The organism is Pseudomonas syringae group sp. 26L6 (assembly GCF_032587815.1).
GTDB classification, from domain to species: Bacteria; Pseudomonadota; Gammaproteobacteria; order Pseudomonadales; family Pseudomonadaceae; genus Aquipseudomonas; species Aquipseudomonas amygdali.
Map to the genome: position 1 here is coordinate 1 of NZ_JAWHPJ010000026.1, position 18,852 is coordinate 18,852.

General features: G+C 59.9%; 19 protein-coding genes. 12 read left to right on the forward strand and 7 right to left on the reverse strand.

Annotated features, from left to right (window positions below):
* On the reverse strand, positions 1 to 319 hold a 319-nt coding region (locus RYA97_RS14215), incomplete at its 3' end, for a contractile injection system protein, VgrG/Pvc8 family (protein WP_316884662.1).
* Between the two features lie 273 nt (positions 320 to 592).
* On the reverse strand, positions 593 to 1,540 hold the full coding sequence (locus RYA97_RS14220; RefSeq protein WP_057404215.1) for a LysR family transcriptional regulator: 948 nt from the start codon (positions 1,538 to 1,540) through the stop codon (positions 593 to 595).
* A 158-nt stretch (positions 1,541 to 1,698) separates the two neighbouring features.
* Between RYA97_RS14220 and RYA97_RS14225 the strand changes: the two genes are divergently transcribed.
* From RYA97_RS14225 to ggt, 3 genes are all read left to right on the forward strand, one after another.
* Complete coding sequence (locus RYA97_RS14225) at positions 1,699 to 3,225, forward strand: CoA-acylating methylmalonate-semialdehyde dehydrogenase (protein WP_044295225.1); 1,527 nt, start codon at positions 1,699 to 1,701, stop codon at positions 3,223 to 3,225.
* Between the two features lie 33 nt (positions 3,226 to 3,258).
* Positions 3,259 to 4,146, forward strand: a complete 888-nt coding sequence (mmsB, locus tag RYA97_RS14230; protein ID WP_044295228.1) for a 3-hydroxyisobutyrate dehydrogenase — start codon at positions 3,259 to 3,261, stop codon at positions 4,144 to 4,146.
* Between the two features lie 205 nt (positions 4,147 to 4,351).
* Complete coding sequence (ggt, locus tag RYA97_RS14235) at positions 4,352 to 6,079, forward strand: gamma-glutamyltransferase (protein WP_005777773.1); 1,728 nt, start codon at positions 4,352 to 4,354, stop codon at positions 6,077 to 6,079.
* Between the two features lie 66 nt (positions 6,080 to 6,145).
* Here the strand turns inward: ggt and phnE are convergent, their stop codons facing one another.
* From phnE to RYA97_RS14255, 4 genes are read right to left on the reverse strand one after another with little or no spacing between them, the layout of a single operon-like run.
* Complete coding sequence (gene phnE / locus RYA97_RS14240; RefSeq protein ID WP_010203014.1) at positions 6,146 to 6,913, reverse strand: phosphonate ABC transporter, permease protein PhnE; 768 nt, start codon at positions 6,911 to 6,913, stop codon at positions 6,146 to 6,148.
* Positions 6,910 to 7,737: a PhnE/PtxC family ABC transporter permease gene (locus RYA97_RS14245; protein WP_005777778.1), complete on the reverse strand. Its 828-nt coding sequence runs from the start codon at positions 7,735 to 7,737 to the stop codon at positions 6,910 to 6,912. Before RYA97_RS14245 ends, phnE begins: the two co-directional genes overlap by 4 nt.
* The gene (locus tag RYA97_RS14250; RefSeq protein WP_005777780.1) at positions 7,731 to 8,528 is read right to left on the reverse strand and encodes a phosphonate ABC transporter ATP-binding protein; all 798 of its coding nucleotides are present in this window, start codon (positions 8,526 to 8,528) and stop codon (positions 7,731 to 7,733) included. Before RYA97_RS14250 ends, RYA97_RS14245 begins: the two co-directional genes overlap by 7 nt.
* Positions 8,525 to 9,376 (reverse strand): putative selenate ABC transporter substrate-binding protein, encoded by an 852-nt coding sequence (locus RYA97_RS14255; protein ID WP_005777781.1) that lies wholly within the window; start codon positions 9,374 to 9,376, stop codon positions 8,525 to 8,527. The genes RYA97_RS14250 and RYA97_RS14255 overlap by 4 nt, the downstream gene beginning before the upstream one ends.
* Before the next feature lie 235 nt (positions 9,377 to 9,611).
* On the opposite strand from RYA97_RS14255, the gene selD reads away from it, so the two are divergent.
* The 5 genes from selD to RYA97_RS14280 all read left to right on the forward strand — a co-directional run bounded on the left by selD (position 9,612) and on the right by RYA97_RS14280 (position 14,285).
* Positions 9,612 to 10,646 carry a selenide, water dikinase SelD gene (gene selD, locus RYA97_RS14260; protein WP_054076516.1) on the forward strand — a complete coding sequence of 345 codons (1,035 nt, stop codon included), beginning with the start codon at positions 9,612 to 9,614 and terminating at the stop codon, positions 10,644 to 10,646.
* Positions 10,646 to 11,746, forward strand: a complete 1,101-nt coding sequence (gene mnmH / locus RYA97_RS14265; protein WP_117140706.1) for a tRNA 2-selenouridine(34) synthase MnmH — start codon at positions 10,646 to 10,648, stop codon at positions 11,744 to 11,746. The genes selD and mnmH overlap by 1 nt, the downstream gene beginning before the upstream one ends.
* A gap of 33 nt (positions 11,747 to 11,779) precedes the next feature.
* Positions 11,780 to 12,544, forward strand: a complete 765-nt coding sequence (locus RYA97_RS14270) for a sulfite exporter TauE/SafE family protein (RefSeq protein WP_117140707.1) — start codon at positions 11,780 to 11,782, stop codon at positions 12,542 to 12,544.
* A 198-nt stretch (positions 12,545 to 12,742) separates the two neighbouring features.
* Positions 12,743 to 13,330, forward strand: a complete 588-nt coding sequence (locus tag RYA97_RS14275) for an NAD(P)H-dependent oxidoreductase (RefSeq protein WP_011167644.1) — start codon at positions 12,743 to 12,745, stop codon at positions 13,328 to 13,330.
* A gap of 58 nt (positions 13,331 to 13,388) precedes the next feature.
* The gene (locus tag RYA97_RS14280) at positions 13,389 to 14,285 is read left to right on the forward strand and encodes a LysR family transcriptional regulator (protein ID WP_117140708.1); all 897 of its coding nucleotides are present in this window, start codon (positions 13,389 to 13,391) and stop codon (positions 14,283 to 14,285) included.
* Between the two features lie 81 nt (positions 14,286 to 14,366).
* On the opposite strand, the gene RYA97_RS14285 is transcribed toward RYA97_RS14280, so the two are convergent.
* On the reverse strand, positions 14,367 to 15,335 hold the full coding sequence (locus RYA97_RS14285) for a polyprenyl synthetase family protein (protein ID WP_117140709.1): 969 nt from the start codon (positions 15,333 to 15,335) through the stop codon (positions 14,367 to 14,369).
* Positions 15,336 to 15,574: 239 nt separating this feature from the next.
* Between RYA97_RS14285 and rplU the strand changes: the two genes are divergently transcribed.
* The 4 genes from rplU (at position 15,575) to proB (ending at position 18,842) form a co-directional block, all read left to right on the forward strand.
* Complete coding sequence (rplU, locus tag RYA97_RS14290) at positions 15,575 to 15,886, forward strand: 50S ribosomal protein L21 (protein ID WP_002551971.1); 312 nt, start codon at positions 15,575 to 15,577, stop codon at positions 15,884 to 15,886.
* 32 nt (positions 15,887 to 15,918) lie between these two features.
* Entirely contained in the window at positions 15,919 to 16,194 is a 276-nt protein-coding gene (gene rpmA, locus RYA97_RS14295) for a 50S ribosomal protein L27 (protein ID WP_002551972.1), read from the forward strand.
* Positions 16,195 to 16,410: 216 nt separating this feature from the next.
* The gene (cgtA, locus tag RYA97_RS14300; RefSeq protein WP_002551973.1) at positions 16,411 to 17,634 is read left to right on the forward strand and encodes an Obg family GTPase CgtA; all 1,224 of its coding nucleotides are present in this window, start codon (positions 16,411 to 16,413) and stop codon (positions 17,632 to 17,634) included.
* Between the two features lie 89 nt (positions 17,635 to 17,723).
* Positions 17,724 to 18,842 carry a glutamate 5-kinase gene (gene proB / locus RYA97_RS14305; protein WP_005746379.1) on the forward strand — a complete coding sequence of 373 codons (1,119 nt, stop codon included), beginning with the start codon at positions 17,724 to 17,726 and terminating at the stop codon, positions 18,840 to 18,842.
* Positions 18,843 to 18,852: the final 10 nt, after the last annotated feature.

The window sequence follows — 18,852 nt, forward strand, 5'->3', positions numbered from 1 at the left end:
TGCGATGCCCGAGCCGGGCCAGATGCGGGCGCAGGGTGATCGAGTAGTGCGTGAGACGTCTGCCGGAGTCGCCTTGAGATACCTGATCGATCAAGCCATGAATGCCCCCTTCGTCAGGTGCGAACTGCAGAAACGCAGGACGATTCAGCAGGTCTTCAAGGTCGAGCGACATGCGCTCGCTGACCAGCTCAAGCGTAAAGCAGAAGGGCTTGTTGATGGCCTCATGGCCGGTAAACGCCATTACCTGAAAACCATGATCAATGCCGTTGTGGCTATCGATGTTCAGGCTGAAACGAGGCTGACTGGCAGGTGCGAACATCCGAAACTCTCCGCGGTAACGGACGAATGCGCCCGCTGAATAGCGTGAGAGATAACAAGAAAGGTGCCAGATAATATTTTTATATATGAATCAGTAGGTTGGCGACGTTAGGGATGGGTTTTAGGTGCGTGGAGCAAAAAAAGCAGCAAAATCTGCGCATCATCTTGCGCGCTTTTTCGCGATGTTGCGCAGCGCCTCGAAACGTACGTGAAGCTTGCTCCTCAGCTATCCAGTGCCTCTATTACACAGCATGACAAGGCAACTTCTTGCGCATCATCTTGCAAAGCGTAATTCCGGCTTATCCCCCAACAAAAAACCCTTGTTCAACTCTGTCACCTCCCGGATGTACTCCCACAACAATGTAATCCGCTTGAGCTTCCTGAGGTCCTCCCGACAGTACATCCAGAATTGACGAGTGATGTTCACTTCTTCTGCCAGCACCGGCAACAGCCGCGGGTCTTGAGCGGCCAGAAAGCATGGCAGGATCGCCAGTGCGCGGCCTTGTAGCGCGGCGGTGTATTGGGCGATGACGCTGGTGCTGCGCATTTGTGCCTGGGCGTTGGGCAGCAGGTTGCTCAGGTACAGCAGCTCGGAGCTGAACGCCAGATCGTCGACGTAGCTGATGAAGACGTGTTCGCTCAGGTCAGCTTTTTGCTCGATGGCCGGGTGGCTATCCAGATACGCCTGGGTCGCATACAGGCGCAGGCTGTAGTCGCAGAGTTTGCAACACACGTAGGGGCCGTGTTCCGGGCGCTCCAGGGCGATGACGATATCCGCCTCGCGCTTAGACAGGCTGATGAAGTGCGGCAGCGGCAGGATGTCCAGCGAAATGCTCGGGTAGCTGTCGAGAAAGTGGCTCAGTTGCGGGGTGATGAAGAAGCTGCCGAAGCCTTCGGTGCAGCCCATGCGCACATGCCCTGATAGCGCGACGCTGGACCCGGAAACCTGTTCGCAAGCCATGTGCAGTGTGCTTTCGATGGACTCGGCATAACCCAGCAGGCGCTGACCTTCGGCGGTCATGATGAAGCCGTTGTTGCGCGATTTCTCGAAGAGCAGTGTGCCCAGTGAGGTTTCCAGCGAGTTGATGCGCCGCGACACGGTGGTGTAGTCAACGCCCAGACGCCGGGCCGCGCTGCTGACTTTTCGGGTGCGTGCCACTTCGAGGAAAAACTTCAGGTCATCCCAGTTCAACAGCCCCAGGGAGGTGATGTTTTTTTGCATGTTGACCCTGCTTTTATCTGCATTCTTGTTAGAAGTTTGCACATCTATACTCCAAAGCACGCCCCCTGACCAACTCAAAAACAAGACTGCCGGGAGACCACGGCGATCCATCTGCACATGCGCTGGATGCGTGGTTTGCTGGAGGGAGAACCGCTGAAATGAACGCCTCGTTGAACGACACCACAACCACCGTTGCTCGCGTAAAACTGCTGATCAACGGCGAGTGGATAGACTCGCAAAGCAGTGAATGGCAAGACATCGTCAACCCTGCGACTCAGGAAGTCCTCGCCCGGGTGCCATTTGCCACGGCCAGTGAAGTGGACGCTGCTGTCGCTGCGGCTCACGCGGCCTATCGCACCTGGCGCGAAACGCCTGTCGGTGTGCGTATGCGCATCATGCTCAAATTGCAGGCGCTGATCCGCGAACACTCCAAACGCATTGCGGCAGTATTGAGTGCCGAGCAAGGCAAGACCCTGGCCGATGCCGAGGGCGATATTTTTCGCGGCCTTGAGGTGGTCGAGCACGCGTGTTCGATCGGCACGCTGCAAATGGGCGAGTTTGCCGAAAACGTTGCCAATGGCGTGGATACCTACACCTTGCGCCAGCCCATCGGCGTCTGCGCGGGCATCACGCCGTTCAACTTCCCGGCGATGATTCCGCTGTGGATGTTTCCGATGGCGATTGCCTGTGGCAATACCTTTGTCCTCAAACCTTCTGAGCAGGACCCGCTGTCGACGCTGTTGCTGGTTGAGTTGGCGATTGAGGCCGGAGTGCCGGCCGGCGTGCTGAATGTGGTGCATGGCGGCAAGGAGGTGGTGGACGCGATCTGCACTCACAAGGACATCAAGGCTGTTTCCTTTGTCGGTTCGACCGCTGTCGGCACGCATGTCTACGATCTGGCCGGTCGGCACGGCAAGCGTGTGCAGGCGATGATGGGCGCGAAAAATCACGCGGTCGTGCTGCCTGATGCCAACCGTGAGCAAACGCTGAATGCATTGGTGGGCGCAGGTTTTGGTGCAGCGGGCCAGCGTTGCATGGCGACCTCAGTAGTGGTGCTGGTCGGTGCGTCGAAACAGTGGCTGCCGGACCTCAAGGCGCGGGCGCAGAAACTCAAGGTCAATGCCGGCCAGGAGGCAGGGACGGACATCGGGCCGGTGATTTCCAGAAAGGCAAAGCAGCGCATTCTGGACCTCATCGAGAGCGGTGTGCGTGAAGGCGCGACGCTTGAACTGGATGGTCGGGAGGTTTCGGTGCCGGGTTACGAGCGCGGCAACTTCGTAGGGCCGACGCTGTTCTCGGGTGTCACCACCGACATGCAGATCTACACCCAGGAGATTTTCGGTCCGGTGCTGGTGGTGCTTGAGGTCGACACCCTTGATGAGGCTATCGCGCTGGTTAACGCCAACCCGTTCGGCAACGGCACTGGCTTGTTCACCCAGAGCGGGGCGGCGGCGCGCAAGTTTCAAAGCGAGATTGATGTCGGGCAGGTCGGGATCAATATTCCGATTCCCGTGCCGGTGCCGTTTTTCAGTTTTACCGGCTCGCGAGGTTCCAAACTGGGCGATCTGGGCCCGTATGGCAAACAGGTGGTGCAGTTCTACACTCAGACCAAGACCGTTACCAGCCGCTGGTTCGATGACGACAGCGTGAACGACGGCGTGAACACCACGATCAATTTGCGTTGAGCACAGCCTGTCAGTCGGGCCAGGAGAACAATAATGAACATCGCATTTATCGGTCTGGGCAACATGGGCGCGCCCATGGCCCGCAACCTGATCAAGGCCGGACACACCTTGCAGGTGTTCGATCTCAACAAGAGCGTGCTGGCTGAATTCGCCGGTCTGGGCGCACAGGTCAGCGACTCACCCCGGCAGGCCGCCGAAGGCAGCGAGCTGCTCATCACCATGCTGCCTGCTGCGGCGCATGTGCGTAGCGTGTACCTGAACGACGACGGCGTGCTGAAAGGCATCTCACCCGGCGTTCCGGCGGTTGATTGCAGCACCATCGACCCGCAGACCATCCGTGACATCGCCGCTGTCGCCGCACAGCAAGGCGTGGTGTTGGGCGACGCGCCGGTGTCAGGCGGCACCGGTGGCGCGCAGGCCGGGACGTTGACGTTCATGGTCGGCGGATCTGCCGAGCATTTTGCCGTGCTCAAACCGGTACTGGAGCAGATGGGCCGTAACATCGTGCATTGTGGCGACGTGGGCACCGGCCAGATTGCCAAGATCTGCAACAACATGCTGCTGGCGATTTCCATGATCGGCGTGTCCGAGTCCATGGCATTGGGCAATGCGCTGGGCATCGATACTCATGTGCTGGCCGGCATCATCAATACCTCGACTGGCCGTTGCTGGAGTTCCGAGGCGTACAACCCGTGGCCCGGCATTGTCGAAACCGCTCCAGCGTCACGCGGTTACAGCGGCGGCTTTGGCGCTGAGTTGATGCTAAAGGATCTTGGCCTGGCAACCGAGGCTGCGCGCGCTGCGCATCAACCGGTCATCCTCGGCGCAGTGGCGCAACAGCTGTACCAGGCCATGGGCCTGCGCGGTGATGGCGGCAAGGATTTCTCGGCGATCATTGAGGGGTATCGCCCGAAAGCCTAGGCGTCACCCGTGTCGGGAATCAGTGGGGCGTAGCTTTGTATCCGGTTTTTACATTAGGAAAACGTGGCAGAACCGGCTACTTTGGACCTCGTCAGATCAGCGCAGGGATGCTCGGTACGCTTCGACGAGAAGCGCCGCATCCTCGCCTGGAGGCTGGCGCTCCACTCATCAAACGTCCCTGACTCAGAAAAAGAAGAGATCGACCATGAAGTTCGAACCCCTCGCCAGATCGCTGATAGCGACGGCATTGATCGTCGCTTATTCCCCCTCATTTGCTGCATCACAAGCCCCGGTTGCCGCCGAAAACGGCATGGTTGTGACGGCTCAGCACCTGGCTACCCATGTGGGTGTCGATGTGCTCAAGGCTGGCGGCAACGCCGTCGATGCGGCTGTAGCGGTCGGTTACGCGCTGGCGGTGGTCTACCCTGCGGCCGGTAACCTCGGTGGCGGCGGCTTCATGACCGTCCAGTTGGCGGACGGGCGCAAGACTTTCCTCGACTTCCGCGAAAAGGCACCTCTGGCCGCGACGGCCAACATGTACCTGGACAAGGACGGCAAGGTCATTCCTGATCTCAGTGCCAAAGGTCATCTGGCCGTTGGCGTGCCGGGCACCGTGTCCGGCATGGAAATGGCCCTGAGCAAGTACGGCACCCGCAAACGCGAAGAAGTTATCGCCCCGGCGATCAAGCTGGCCGAGGAGGGCTTTGTGCTGGGTCAGGGCGATGTCGACATGCTGTCGAGCGCCACGGAGGTGTTCAAGGCAGATATGGCTGATTCCGGGTCGATCTTCCTCGACAAGGGCGAGCCGATGCAGGTTGGTCAGAAGCTGGTGCAGAAAGACCTGGCCAAGACTCTTAAAGAAATCTCCGATAAGGGCAGCGACGGTTTCTACAAGGGCTGGGTCGCCAAGGCGCTGGTCGATTCAAGCCAGGCTGGCAAGGGCATCATCACCCAGGCCGACCTCGATCATTACAAGACCCGCGAGCTGGCTCCGGTCGAATGCGACTACCGTGGCTACCACGTCGTGTCAGCGCCACCTCCAAGTTCCGGTGGCGTGGTCATCTGCCAGATTCTGAACATCCTCGAGGGCTACCCGATGAAAGAGCTGGGCTTCCGCTCGGCGCAGGGTATGCATTATCAGATCGAAGCCATGCGTCATGCCTACGTAGACCGCAACAGCTATCTGGGCGACCCCGATTTCGTCAAGAACCCGGTCGAGCACCTGCTGGACGTGAAGTACGCGGCCAAGCTGCGTGAGGCCATCGAGCCGCAAAAAGCCGGCGACTCGAACAAGATCAAACCGGGCGTCGCGCCCCATGAAGGCAGCAACACCACCCACTATTCGATTGTCGATAAATGGGGCAATGCGGTCTCGGTGACCTACACTCTGAACAACTGGTTCGGCGCGGGCGTCATGGCCAGCAAGACCGGTGTGATTCTCAACGACGAAATGGATGACTTCACCGTCAAGGTCGGCGTGCCCAACATGTACGGTCTGGTGCAGGGCGAAGCCAACGCCATCGCGCCGGGCAAGACGCCGCTGTCTTCGATGAGCCCGACCATCGTCACCAAGGACGGCAAGGCCGTGATGGTTGTCGGCACGCCAGGTGGCAGTCGCATCATTACCGCGACGTTGCTGACCATGCTCAACGTCATCGACTACGGTATGAACATTCAGGAAGCTGTGGACGCGCCGCGTTTCCATCAGCAATGGCAGCCTGAGGCGACCAACATCGATACCTTCGCGGTCAGCCCCGACACGCTGAAGATTCTTGAGAGCTGGGGCCACAAGTTTGCCGGTCCGCAGCCACTCAATCATGTGGCAGCGATTCTGGTAGGCGCGCCTTCGCTGGGCGGCAAACCGGTCGGTAACAACCGCTTCTACGGTGCCAACGACCCGCGTCGCAACACCGGGTTGTCACTGGGCTACTGAGTCACTCTGTGATCACGCCACGGTTCCGAGCTTCAGGACCGTGGCGTTTTCGTTTCTGGTGCCGGGTCAGTTGCTTACCCAACGCTGTCTGCTCCAGCCGCTCAACGCGTCAACGGCGAACACCAGGATCAGCATCGCCAGAATCACGGTGCTGGCCTGCGCTTCCTGAAACAGGCTGAGACTTATGTAAAGCATCTGGCCCAACCCACCCGCGCCAACAAAACCCAGCACGCTGGCCATGCGAATGTTGTTCTCCCAGCGGTACAGCGTGTAGGCCAGCAACTGCGGCCACAGGTTGGGCAGGGTGCCATAGCCGAATGCCTGCCAGGCACTACCGCCTTGCATGCGAATGGCAGCGGCGGGCTCGGGTGCAGTGTTTTCCAGTGCCTCGGCAAACAATCTGCCGAGTACGCCAGTGGTGTGCAGTGCAAGCGCCAGAGTGCCCGCGTTGGGTCCAAGACCTGCGGCGAGCACCATCAACACGGCCCACACCAGTTCCGGAATGGCACGCAGTGCATTGAGCAGCAGACGACTCACGCTGCGCAACGGCCAGCCCAGGCGACCGGCAGCGGGCAATGCCAGCAACAAACCTGCGATGGCCGCCAGCAATGTGCCCAGTGCAGACATTGCCAGAGTTTCCAGAGCGCCCTGGCCGATTGCCTGCAAATGCTCACTGCTGAGGTCCGGGCTCATGAAGCGCAATGCGTAACGGCCCATCTGCGTCAGGTTGTCGTGACTGCCCAGGGTGAAGAGGTCGAGGCCGAGGTACATAAACGATGCGATCACTGCCTTAATCATCGCCAGCACCAGCAGCAGATTGCCTGCGCGCTTCATGTGAACTGCCTGCGCAGCAGGCGGCTGAGCTGGTCGGCGAGCAGCACCAGCAGCAGGAAGGTCAGCAGCATGCTCGCCACTTCGTCACCGGCGAACATGCGCATCGACAGGTCGATCTGCTGACCCAGTCCGCCTGCGCCGACGAAACCCATGACCACCGAAGCGCGCACGGCGCACTCCCAGCGGTACACAGTGTAGGACGTCAATTCGGCTGCCGCACTGGGCAGGATGCCGTAAGCCAGCGCGGCGAGGCGTCCGCTGCCCGATTGAAGCAGGGCGTGGGCCGGGCGTTGGTCCACCGATTCGAAAATCTCGGCGTATACCTTACCGAGCATGCCTGCGTAAGTGATGGCGATTGCCAGCACGCCCGCGGTCGGACCCAAGCCGACCGCGCGCACGAACAATAGCGCCCAGACGATTTCCGGCACGCTGCGCAGGAAGATCAACATGCCGCGCACCGGCCAGCGCAGGCATTGGCCGAGCCAACCGGGACGCCCGCCGCGTGAGGCGGCCGACAGGGACAGCGCCTTGCTGGCGAGCAGGCTTGCCGGTACAGCCAGCAGCAGAGCAAGGGCGATGCCAGCCGTGGCGATAGCCAGCGTTTGCAATGTCGCCTCCAACAACAGCCCGAGGAATTCTGCAGAGTGCGCCACAGGCCAGAACCCAGCGAGAAAGCTGCCCATCGTCCGCGCATTATCGGCTTGCAGCAGTACCAGCGGATTCAGTTCGGCCAGACGAATGCCCGGCCAGAGCAGGGCGACCGCCAGCAGCGTCAGCAACAGGCGTGGCGTTGCCGCCGGGTCGCGCTGATCCTGAGTCAGCATCGCGGCGTCCAGGGTGTTTCAGACACATCCGGGGCAGGCTGAGGGCTCAGTTGTTCATTGGCATACAGGGTGTCGAGATGCTGCCGGTCGACCTCGTTTGCGGCGAGGTCGAAGTGAACTTGCCCGTCGCGCACCCCGATGATTCGCGGAAAGTGCGCCAGCGCCAGCTCCACCGCATGCAGGCTGGCGACCAGCGTCACGTGGTGCTCGATGGCGTGCTGGCATAACAGCGCAAGGGTGTGATCGGCCAGACGCGGGTCCATCGCCGAAACCGGCTCGTCGGCCAGCAGCAGTTCAGGTGCCTGATACAAGGCGCGGGCGATGCCAACGCGTTGCAGCTGCCCGCCAGACAACTGCTGGCAGCGCTCGAACAGTTTGTCCGCGAGGTCCAGACGTGCCAGCACTTCGCGGGTGCCAGAAACGTCCAGTGGGTGCAGCAGGTTCAGCAGACTTTTGCCCAGCCCCCATTGACCAAGTTTGCCCGCCGACACCGCAGTGATGACCCGTTGGCGCGCGGGTAACGGCGGTGCCTGATGAATCAGCGCAATGCGGCTGCGCAGGCGCTGGCGGCGTTTGCTGGAAAGCTGCCAGGGATCAGCCCCCAGCACTTCCAGTTGTCCGGCACTGGGCGGCAACGCGCTGGCCAGCAGGTTGAGCAGCGTTGTCTTGCCCGCACCCGACGGCCCGATGATCGCGACCCGCTCGCCACGAGCGATGTTCAGATCAAGGCCGCGCAACGCCAGTGTGCCGTCGCTGTGGCGCAGTTCGATGCCGGACAGACGCAGGGTCATTTCAGCAGGTCGGCAGCGCGAGCGGCTTCTTCGATGCCTTTGTAGTTCTCTGGTTTGGTCTCGATGAAGCGGCTGGCAGCCTGAAGATCAAGGATTGCCTTCTGCTCCGGGTTAGCCGGGTCAAGGTCAAGGAAGGCCTGTTTGATCTTCGCCGCCAGCGCCGGGTCGATGCTGCCGCGTACAGTCCAGTTGTAGTCGAAATACGTTGGCGTGGTTTCGAAGACGTGAACCTTGCTGGTGTCGACCTTGCCGCTGGCGACCAGTTTGTCCCAGACGCTGGCGTTGAGCACGCCCGCATCGACCTTGCCCGCCTGAACCCATGCGGCAGTTGCGTCATGCGCGCCGGAATAGGCGACGCGGCTGAAGAACGTTTCCGGCTTGATGTTTTCCTTGAGCATGAAATAACGCGGCATCAGGCTGCCGGATGTCGACGACACCGAGCCGAAAGCAAACGTCTTGCCCTTGAGGTCCGCCAGGGTTTTCACGTTCGGGTCGGAGGTGATGAATTTGCTGGTGAATTTCGCATCCTGCTCACGCTGTACCAGTGGCACCGCATTACCGGTCTTGAGGTTGACCTGAACGAAGGTGAAGCCGCCCAGCCAGGCCATGTCGAGCCGGTCAGTGGCCAGTGCTTCGACCACTGCCGGGTAGTCGGCGACCGGAACGAACTCGACTTTCATGCCCAGTCGTTGTTCCAGATAGGCACCCAGCGGCTTGAACTTGCGCAGCAGTTCGGTGGGCGCTTCATCGGGAATGGCCGAGACGCGCAGGGTGTCGGCAGCGTGGCTGGTCAGGGCGGAGAAGGACAGGGCAAGGCCGGCGGCGAGCGCCAGGGTACGCTTGAGCATGGAGGTTCTCCGGTTCAATAGCGGAAAAAGGATAACGTGACGCCCGCCAGCACGAGCAGGCGGCGCTTCACAGGATTCGGTGGTGATGCGCGGGGATTATAAGAGGCATGGCGAGAAAGGCCAGTTCGGCAGATTCATCGCCCGAGTGCACGATCGGCGCACGACGCGGTTTGCGCTGATAAGGGAACAGCCCCTAGACTCCACAGCCTGTTTCCCAGTAACCGAGAGTGTCGCAATGAATGAGCCAATCCGCCTGACCCAGTACAGTCATGGAGCAGGGTGTGGCTGCAAGATTTCCCCCAAGGTGCTGGACGTGATCCTCGCTGGCAGCGGCGCTCAGAACCTCGACCCCAGGCTCTGGGTTGGCAATGCTTCGCGTGATGACGCAGCGGTCTATGCGCTGGATGACGAGCGCGGCGTGGTCTCGACCACTGACTTCTTTATGCCTATCGTCGATGACCCGTTCGACTTCGGCCGTATCGCCGCGACCAATGCCATTAGTGATATCTATGCGATGGGCGGCGATCCGCTGATGGCCATCGCCATCCTCGGCTGGCCGGTCAATATCCTCCCGCCAGAAGTGGCGCGTGAAGTCATTCGCGGTGGTCGTGCCGTCTGCGACGCTGCCGGTATTCCTCTGGCGGGCGGGCACTCCATCGACGCGCCGGAGCCGATCTTCGGTCTGGCTGTAACTGGCGTGGTGCAGAAAAAGCACATGAAACGCAACGACACCGCCCAGGCGGGGTGCACGCTGTACCTGACCAAGCCGTTGGGCATTGGCATTCTCACTACTGCCGAGAAAAAGTCGAAATTGCGCGATGAAGACATCGGTCTGGCGCGGGACTGGATGTGCACCTTGAACAAGCCGGGCAGTCGCTTCGGCAAGCTGGCCGGGGTGCTGGCAATGACCGATGTCACCGGCTTCGGTCTGCTCGGGCATCTGGTTGAAATGGCTGATGGTGCAGGCCTGACCGCTCGTCTGGATTACGCCGCTGTACCGCGCCTGCCCGGCGTCGAGCATTACATTGCCGAGGGCTGTGTGCCGGGCGGCACGTTGCGCAATTTTGAAAGCTATGGCGACAGGATCGCTGCGCTGAGCGATGCCCAGCGCGACCTGCTGTGCGACCCACAGACCAGCGGCGGTCTGCTGGTCGCGGTCAGCCCTGAAGGTGAGGCGGAGTTTCTGACGGTGGCTGCCGAACTGGGCCTGCTGCTCAACCCTATTGGCACCCTGCGTGAGCGACAGACCCACGCCGTCGAGGTGTTCTGATGGCCGACAACAGCAGCGACTACCGCACACTTTTTCTCAATGACGTGCCGATGATGGACGCTCGCGCTCCGGTCGAGTTTTCCAAGGGCGCGTTTCCGGGCGTGATCAACCTGCCGCTGATGAATGACATCGAGCGGCAGAAGGTCGGTACCTGCTACAAGCAACATGGTCAGGACGCCGCTATCCAGCTCGGGCATCAATTGGTCTGCGGTCAGGTCAAGGACGAACGTGTCAGCGCGTGGATCGAGTTCGCCAGGGCGAATCCGGATGGCTACCTGTATTGCTTTCGCGGCGGGCTGCGCTCGCAGACGGTACAGCGCTGGCTGAAGGATGCCGGGGTCGACTACCCGCGCGTTCTTGGCGGCTACAAGGCGATGCGCACGTTTCTGCTGGATACCCTGCACGAGGCGGTGAGCGAGTGCGATATCGTCGTGCTCGGCGGAATGACCGGCACGGGCAAGACCGAAGTGTTGACGCAGCTGCGCAACAGCCTGGACCTGGAAGGCATCGCCAACCACCGCGGCTCCAGCTTCGGCAAGCGTGCCACCGGGCAACCGGCGCAGATCGACTTCGAGAACCGGCTGGCCATCGACCTGCTCAAGAAGCGCGCAGCCGGTATCGAACAATTCGTTGTGGAAGATGAAAGCCGTCTGGTCGGTAGTTGCAACGTGCCGCTGGAGCTGCACCAGGCGATGCAGGGCTGCGCGATGGTCTGGCTGGAAGACAGCTTCGAGAATCGCGTCGAGCGGATTCTCGATGATTACGTGATCAACCTCTGCGCAGAGTTCATCAGCGTCAAAGGCGAATCGCAGGGCTTTGGCCTGTTCGCCGAGCGTCTGTTGCAGAGCCTGAACAACATTCACAAACGCCTGGGCGGCGAGCGTCATCAACGCTTGTCCGGCCTTATGCAGGCAGCGCTGGACGAGCAACAGCGCAGCGGTAAGGTTGATCTGCACAGGGGCTGGATCGAGGGCCTGCTCGGCGAATATTACGACCCGATGTACGCTTATCAGCGCGAACATAAAGCTGCGCGTATCGAATTCGCCGGCAACCAAATGGACGTGCTGGCCTATTTGCGCGAGCGGTCTGACAAACGTTAGGCCCCACCCTTTATCAACGTGGCCAGGGATGCCATGCATTCGATCTTCGACTTCTATCAAACCCTCGGCTGGGGCTTTTCGGCGCTGGTGATCGGCACTTTTCTGCTGGCCGGCACGGTCAAAGGTGTCATTGGCCTCGGCCTGCCCACTGTAGCGATGGGCTTACTGGGGCTGGCCATGCTGCCGGCGCAGGCTGCGGCGCTGCTGATCATTCCATCGACCTTCACCAACGTCTGGCAATTGGCGACGGGCGGAAACCTGCGACCGCTGCTGAAGCGGCTATGGCCGATGCTGGGCATGATTCTCATTGGTACTCTGGCCGGGGCTTTCTGGCTTGGCATGAGCGGCAGTCATTCGATGACGCGAGCGTTGGGTGGCGCATTGTTTCTCTACGCACTGAGCGGGCTGTTTTTGCCGACCTTCAAGGTTGCTGCCGCTGCCGAGCGCTGGCTGGGCCCGCTGTGCGGCCTTATTACCGGGGTTATCGCTTCGGCCACCGGCGTGTTCGTGATTCCCGTGGTGCCTTATTTGCAGACCTTGGGGCTTGAACGCAATCAACTGGTGCAGGCGCTGGGGTTGTCCTTCACTGTTTCCACGCTGGCGTTGGCAGCGGGCTTGTCGTGGAACGGTGCGCTGGGCGGCGCAGAACTGGGCGCATCCACATTGGCGCTGATGCCAGCCCTGTTGGGCATGCTGCTGGGGCAATGGCTGCGCCAGCGAATCAGTGCGGTGCTGTTCAAGCGCGTGTTCTTCATCGGCATGGGCCTTTTGGGGCTGCACCTGCTGATAAAAGGTTGAGCCTGATGAGGTAAACCTGTCTTCATCCGCTCACGCATTTCGCTCAATAGTCTTCGCGCCATTCGTGACTGTGAGGCAAGAGTATTTTGCCCTTCGCTGTCTTACTCACAGGCGCGCATCTCTTTACTCTCTGCTCATCCATTAATCACCTCCACCTCAGCCTCAAGACGGCCGGGGTCGGGTTGCGAGAGATCAGCCATGAAAAAAGTATTGTTCCTCAACGGCGGCAAGCAGTTCGCGCACTCCGATGGTCGCTACAACGCGACCCTGCACGAGGCGGGCGTAGCGTTCATGGACCGCGCCGGTTTTGATGTGAAGGAAACCTTCATTGACGGCGGTTACAACGTGGCCGAGGAAGTGCAGAAGTTTCTCTGGGCCGATGTCATCGTCTGGCAAATGCCTGGCTGGTGGATGGGGGCGCCGTGGACAGTGAAAAAATACATTGATGAAGTGTTCACCGAAGGGCACGGCAGCCTATACGCCAATGACGGCCGCACCCGTTCGGATGCGTCGCAGACGTATGGCAGCGGTGGCTTGCTGCAGGGCAAGCAATACATGATTTCCGCGACCTGGAATGCGCCACAGAAAGCCTTCGATGACGCTTCTGATTTCTTCGAGGCCAAGGGTGTCGACGCGGTGTACTTCCCGTTTCACAAGGCCAACGAGTTTCTGGGTATGACCGGGCTGCCGACGTTTCTGGCAGTGGACGTGATGAAAATGCCGAATATCGAAGCGGATGTGCAGCGTTACGAGGCTCACCTGGGCAAAGTGTTTGGTGCGCAGTAAGCACAACCTTTGCACTGAACAGCGCTAATATCCTCTGAGCGTTGAGCAGGGGACAACAGTGAAAGCCAGATCTGATGAATTGCAGGTGTTTGTCTCGGTCATCGAAAGCGGTTCGATTTCCGCGGCGGCAGAGAAAATGGGCCAGACGCCCTCCGGTGTCAGCCGTACCCTGTCGCGTCTGGAAGCCAAGCTTGAAACCACGCTGATCAACCGCACGACGCGGCGCATGGACCTGACCGAGGAGGGCAAGTTCTTTCTGGAACGGGCCCGCCATATTCTTGAGCAGATGGAAAGCCTGGAAGAAAGGCTCTCTTCCTCCCGGCAGACGCCCGCCGGCCGCTTGCGTATCAATGCCGCATCACCGTTCATGCTGCATTGCATCGTGCCGTATGTGGCGGAGTTTCGTCAGCGTTACCCGGATATCGAACTGGAACTCAACAGTGATGACTGGTTCATCGACCTGCTTGAGCAGAGCACCGATATTGCCATTCGAATCGGCGTGCTGCCTGACTCGACCCTGCATGCCCGCTCGCTGGGCAGTTGCCTGCTGAATATCGTCGCCAGCCCGGCTTACCTGCAACGCCACGGCACCCCGAAAACCGCAGAAGATCTGGCGCAACACGTATTGGTGGGTTTCACACACGTGGAATCTCTCAATCAATGGCCGTTGCGCCACGCTGAGGGCGATCGCCTGTCTATCAAGCCTGCCATCTCGGCATCCAGCGGTGACACCTTGCGCCATCTGGTGCTGGAGGGCGTGGGAATCGCCTGTCTTTCCGACTTCATGACCAATGATGACCTGCGCGAGGGGCGGCTGGTCTGTCTGTTGAAGGGCGCCAACAGTGGCTATCGTCAGCCGATTCATGCCGTGTACTACCGCAATTCGCGACTGGCGTTGAGGATTCAGTGTTTTCTGGATTTCATGCAGGAGAAACTTGCTGGCTACACACACTGAAGGTGCTTGAGCGCGATGGGCGTTGTGCGCAGGTAATAAAAAGCCCGTCACGCTGGACGGGCTTTTCGGCTGCGATGGCTGTCAGTGTGTGCGGGCGACCGCAAACTCGCTCAGCTCGACCAGTGCATCCCGGTACTCGCTGGGCGGCAGGGCGTCCAGACAGGCAATCGCGCGGGCGGCATAGTCACGGGCCAGTTGTGCGGTGTAGTCCAGCGCTCCAGCGCTTTCCACAGCATTGCGGATGCTTTCCAGATCTTCCAGACCACCTTTCTGGATCGCCTGACGAACCAGCGCGGCCTGCTCCGGGCTGCCTTCACGCATGGTGTAGATCAGCGGCAGGGTCGGCTTGCCTTCGGCGAGGTCGTCACCGACGTTCTTGCCCAGTGTCTCGGCATCGCCACGGTAGTCCAGCAGGTCATCCACCAACTGGAAGGCCACACCCAGATGATCGCCGAAGGTGCGCAGTGCTTCGCTCTGTTCCTGGGGGGCGTTGCACAGGGCCGCGGCGCTGTGGGTCGAGGCTTCGAACAGCATGGCTGTCTTGCCGCGAATCACTTCCATGTAGGTTTCTTCAGTGGTGCTGGCGTCGCGAATCTTCGACAACTGCAGCACTTCGCCTTCGGCAATGATACGGGTCGCCTTAGACAGGATTCTCATGACTTCCATCGAGCCCAGTTCGACCATCATTTCGAACGAGCGCGAATACAGGAAGTCACCCACCAGCACGCTGGGCGCATTGCCCCACAGCGCGTTGGCGGTGGATCGACCACGACGCATGCCGGACATGTCGACGACGTCGTCATGCAGCAGGGTTGCGGTGTGGAGGAATTCGATTGTGGCGGCCAGCAGGCGAAGGTCATCGCCTTCGCGGCCCAGCGCCTTGCCACACAGCAGTACCAGCAACGGACGCAGACGCTTGCCGCCTGCCGACGTAATGTAATCACCGATTTTCGAGACCAGCGGTACGCGCGACGTCAGTTGCTTTTTGATGATAAGGTCAACGGCACTAAAGTCGTCCGCCACCGCGCGATAGAAGGCTTGGGGTTGCATCAGCGACACGTGCTCCGGATAGGTTGCGCCGCATGCTAGGTCGCGGGGTAGAGCGTGTCAAGGTATGACGACCCGCCTCTTGCAACACACGAATGCCTTGCGTACAATCGCGCACCCTAACTTTCCTGGGCAGCACCTGCCTTACGCAATGCAAACGGGCCGTTCCAGCCCCATGCAGCCATGCCAGCCGATACTCTTCTTATAAAGAGCTGGGTGAGCAGGATTTTCGGAGAAATACCATGTACGCAGTAATTGTTACCGGTGGCAAGCAGTACAAAGTCGCCCCAGGTGAATACCTGAAAATTGAAAAACTGGAAATCGCTACTGGCGAATCCGTCACTTTCGACCGCGTTCTGCTGGTTGGCAATGGCGACGACGTCAACATCGGTGCTCCAGTTGTTGCTGGCGCTACCGTTGTGGCTGAAGTGGTTTCGCAAGGTCGTCACGATAAGGTTCGTATCATCAAGTTCCGTCGTCGTAAGCACCACATGAAGCGTATGGGCCACCGCCAGTGGTACACCGAGATCAAAATCACAGGTATTCAGGCTTAATTCAGCCTAATCCTCATTTGGAGAATTGACTCATGGCACACAAAAAAGCTGGTGGTAGTACCCGTAACGGGCGCGACTCAGAAGCCAAACGCCTTGGCGTGAAGATGTATGGCGGCCAGGCTATCATTCCTGGCAACATCATCGTGCGTCAGCGCGGTACCCAATTCCACGCTGGCTACGGCGTTGGCATGGGTAAGGATCACACCCTGTTCGCGAAAGTGGAAGGCGTGATCAAGTTTCAGGTCAAGGGCGCCTTCGGTCGCCGCTACGTGAGCATCGTTCCGAAGACTGAAGTCTCCGCAGCGTAATCACGCAGTTGCTTAAAAGCCCTGTCTTGCGACGGGGCTTTTTTGTTTGTAGAGGTAGAGAGGCAGGTGAGTCTCTTGCAAAACTGTTTGTGCGGGCTGTTGTGATGTTGACCCCTGGGGTCGCTGGTTTCTGATCGGTATCGCAACGCTCATTTTTGCAAGAGTCTTATGTAATTTATGTGGTTCTGCTCGTCCCTGTGGCGGGAGGCGTGCGTTATGAAATTTGTAGATGAAGTATCCATTCGAGTAAAAGCCGGTGACGGTGGCAACGGTTGCATGAGCTTCCGTCGCGAAAAATTCATTGAAAACGGTGGTCCGAACGGTGGTGATGGTGGTGATGGTGGCTCGATCTTCATGGTCGCCGACGTCAACCTGAATACGCTGGTCGACTACCGTTATACCCGTCACTTCGATGCCGAGCGCGGCTCCAATGGCGGCAGCGCAGACTGCACGGGTCGCAAGGGTGAGGAGCTGGTACTGCGTGTGCCGGTCGGGACCACCATCATTGACGCCACTACCCAGGAAATCATCGGTGACCTGACTAAAGACGGTCAGCGTCTGATGGTCGCCCAGGGCGGCTGGCATGGTCTGGGTAACACTCGATTCAAATCCAGTACCAACCGTGCTCCGCGTCAGACCACGCCGGGCAAGCCGGGTGATCAGCGTGATCTCAAGCTTGAGCTGAAAGTGCTGGCCGATGTTGGTTTGCTGGGCTTGCCAAACGCTGGCAAGAGCACCTTCATTCGCTCGGTATCCGCTGCCAAGCCAAAAGTCGCCGACTATCCATTCACCACGCTGGTGCCAAACCTGGGCGTTGTCAGTGTCGATCGCTGGAAGAGCTTTGTGGTGGCCGACATTCCAGGTCTGATCGAAGGTGCATCCGATGGTGCCGGTCTGGGGATTCGCTTCCTCAAGCATCTGGCGCGTACCCGCCTGCTGTTGCACCTCGTCGATATGGCGCCGCTGGATGAAAGCAGTGCTCCTGATGCCGCTGAAGTGATCGTCAACGAGCTGGAAAAATTCAGCCCGTCGCTGGCCGAGCGTGATCGCTGGCTGGTGCTGAACAAGTGTGACCAGATCCTCGAAGAGGAGCAGGAAGCGCGCAAGCAGGAGATCGTTGATCGTCTGGAGTGGACCGGCCCTGTTTACGTGATCTCTGCCATTGCCAAAGAAGGTACCGAGCAGTTGACCCGCGACATCATGCGTTACCTCGAAGAGCGCAGCCAGCGTATCGCCGAGGAGCCTGGTTATGCTGAAGAGCTGGCCGAGCTGGATCAGCGCATCGAAGACGAAGCCCGTGCTCAGTTGCAGGCCCTGGATGATCAGCGTGCACTGCGTCGCAGCGGCGTGAAGAGCGTGCATGACATCGGTGACGATGACTGGGACGAAGAAGATGTGGACGATGAAGACGGTCCGGAAATCATTTACGTCCGTGACTGATCGCTTGAAGTAAACTTGAACGCCGCTACGATTGTCAGCGGCGTTTTTGTATCCCGAATTTGAAAATCTCTGGCTAAGGTTGGAAGAAGATGCGCAGCAAAGTGACGGGCGCCCAGCGCTGGGTTGTGAAGATTGGCAGTGCCTTGCTGACCGCGGATGGCAAGGGCCTGGATCGCAACGCCATGGGTGTTTGGGTGGAGCAGATGGTGGCGCTGCATGAGGCGGGTGTCGAGCTGGTGCTGGTGTCTTCCGGGGCAGTGGCTGCCGGTATGAGCCGTCTTGGCTGGACGGCTCGACCCAGCGCCATGCATGAGCTCCAGGCTGCTGCGGCCATCGGTCAGATGGGCTTGGTGCAGGCGTGGGAATCGAGTTTTGCCGAGCACGGCCGGCATACCGCGCAAATTCTGCTGACCCATGACGACCTGTCGGACCGCAAGCGCTACCTCAATGCCCGCAGTACCCTGCGCACGCTGGTCGAGCTTGGGGTTGTGCCGGTCATCAACGAAAACGATACAGTGGTCACCGACGAAATCCGTTTTGGCGATAACGACACGCTGGCGGCGCTGGTTGCCAATCTGGTCGAGGCCGATCTGCTGGTCATCCTTACTGACCGCGACGGCATGTTCGACGCTGATCCGCGCAACAACCCGGATGCACAACTCATTTACGAAGCGCGCGCCGATGATCCGGCGCTTGATGCTGTGGCCGGTGGTACAGGCGGCGCACTGGGGCGCGGTGGTATGCAGACCAAGTTGCGCGCTGCGCGTCTGGCGGCGCGTTCCGGTGCGCATACCGTCATTGTCGGCGGGCGTATCGAGCGTGTGCTGGCGCGGCTCAAGGGTGGCGAGCGTTTGGGTACATTGCTGTCTCCCGAGCGCGGCATGCTCGCGGCGCGCAAGCAGTGGCTGGCAGGGCACCTGCAGACTCGCGGCACGCTGGTGCTGGACGATGGCGCTGTTGCGGCGCTGGCCAAGGATCAGAAAAGTCTGCTGCCGGTGGGTGTCAAGCTGGTGCAGGGCAGTTTCCGGCGTGGCGAGATGGTGGTATGCGTCGCCCCGGACGGTCGCGAGATCGCTCGTGGGCTGAGCAACTACAGTGCCATCGAAGCCCAGAAAATCATTGGTCACTCTTCCGAATCCATCGTGCGCGAGCTGGGCTACATGGCCGAGCCTGAGCTGATTCATCGGGATAACCTGATCCTCGTCTGACTCGAGGCTG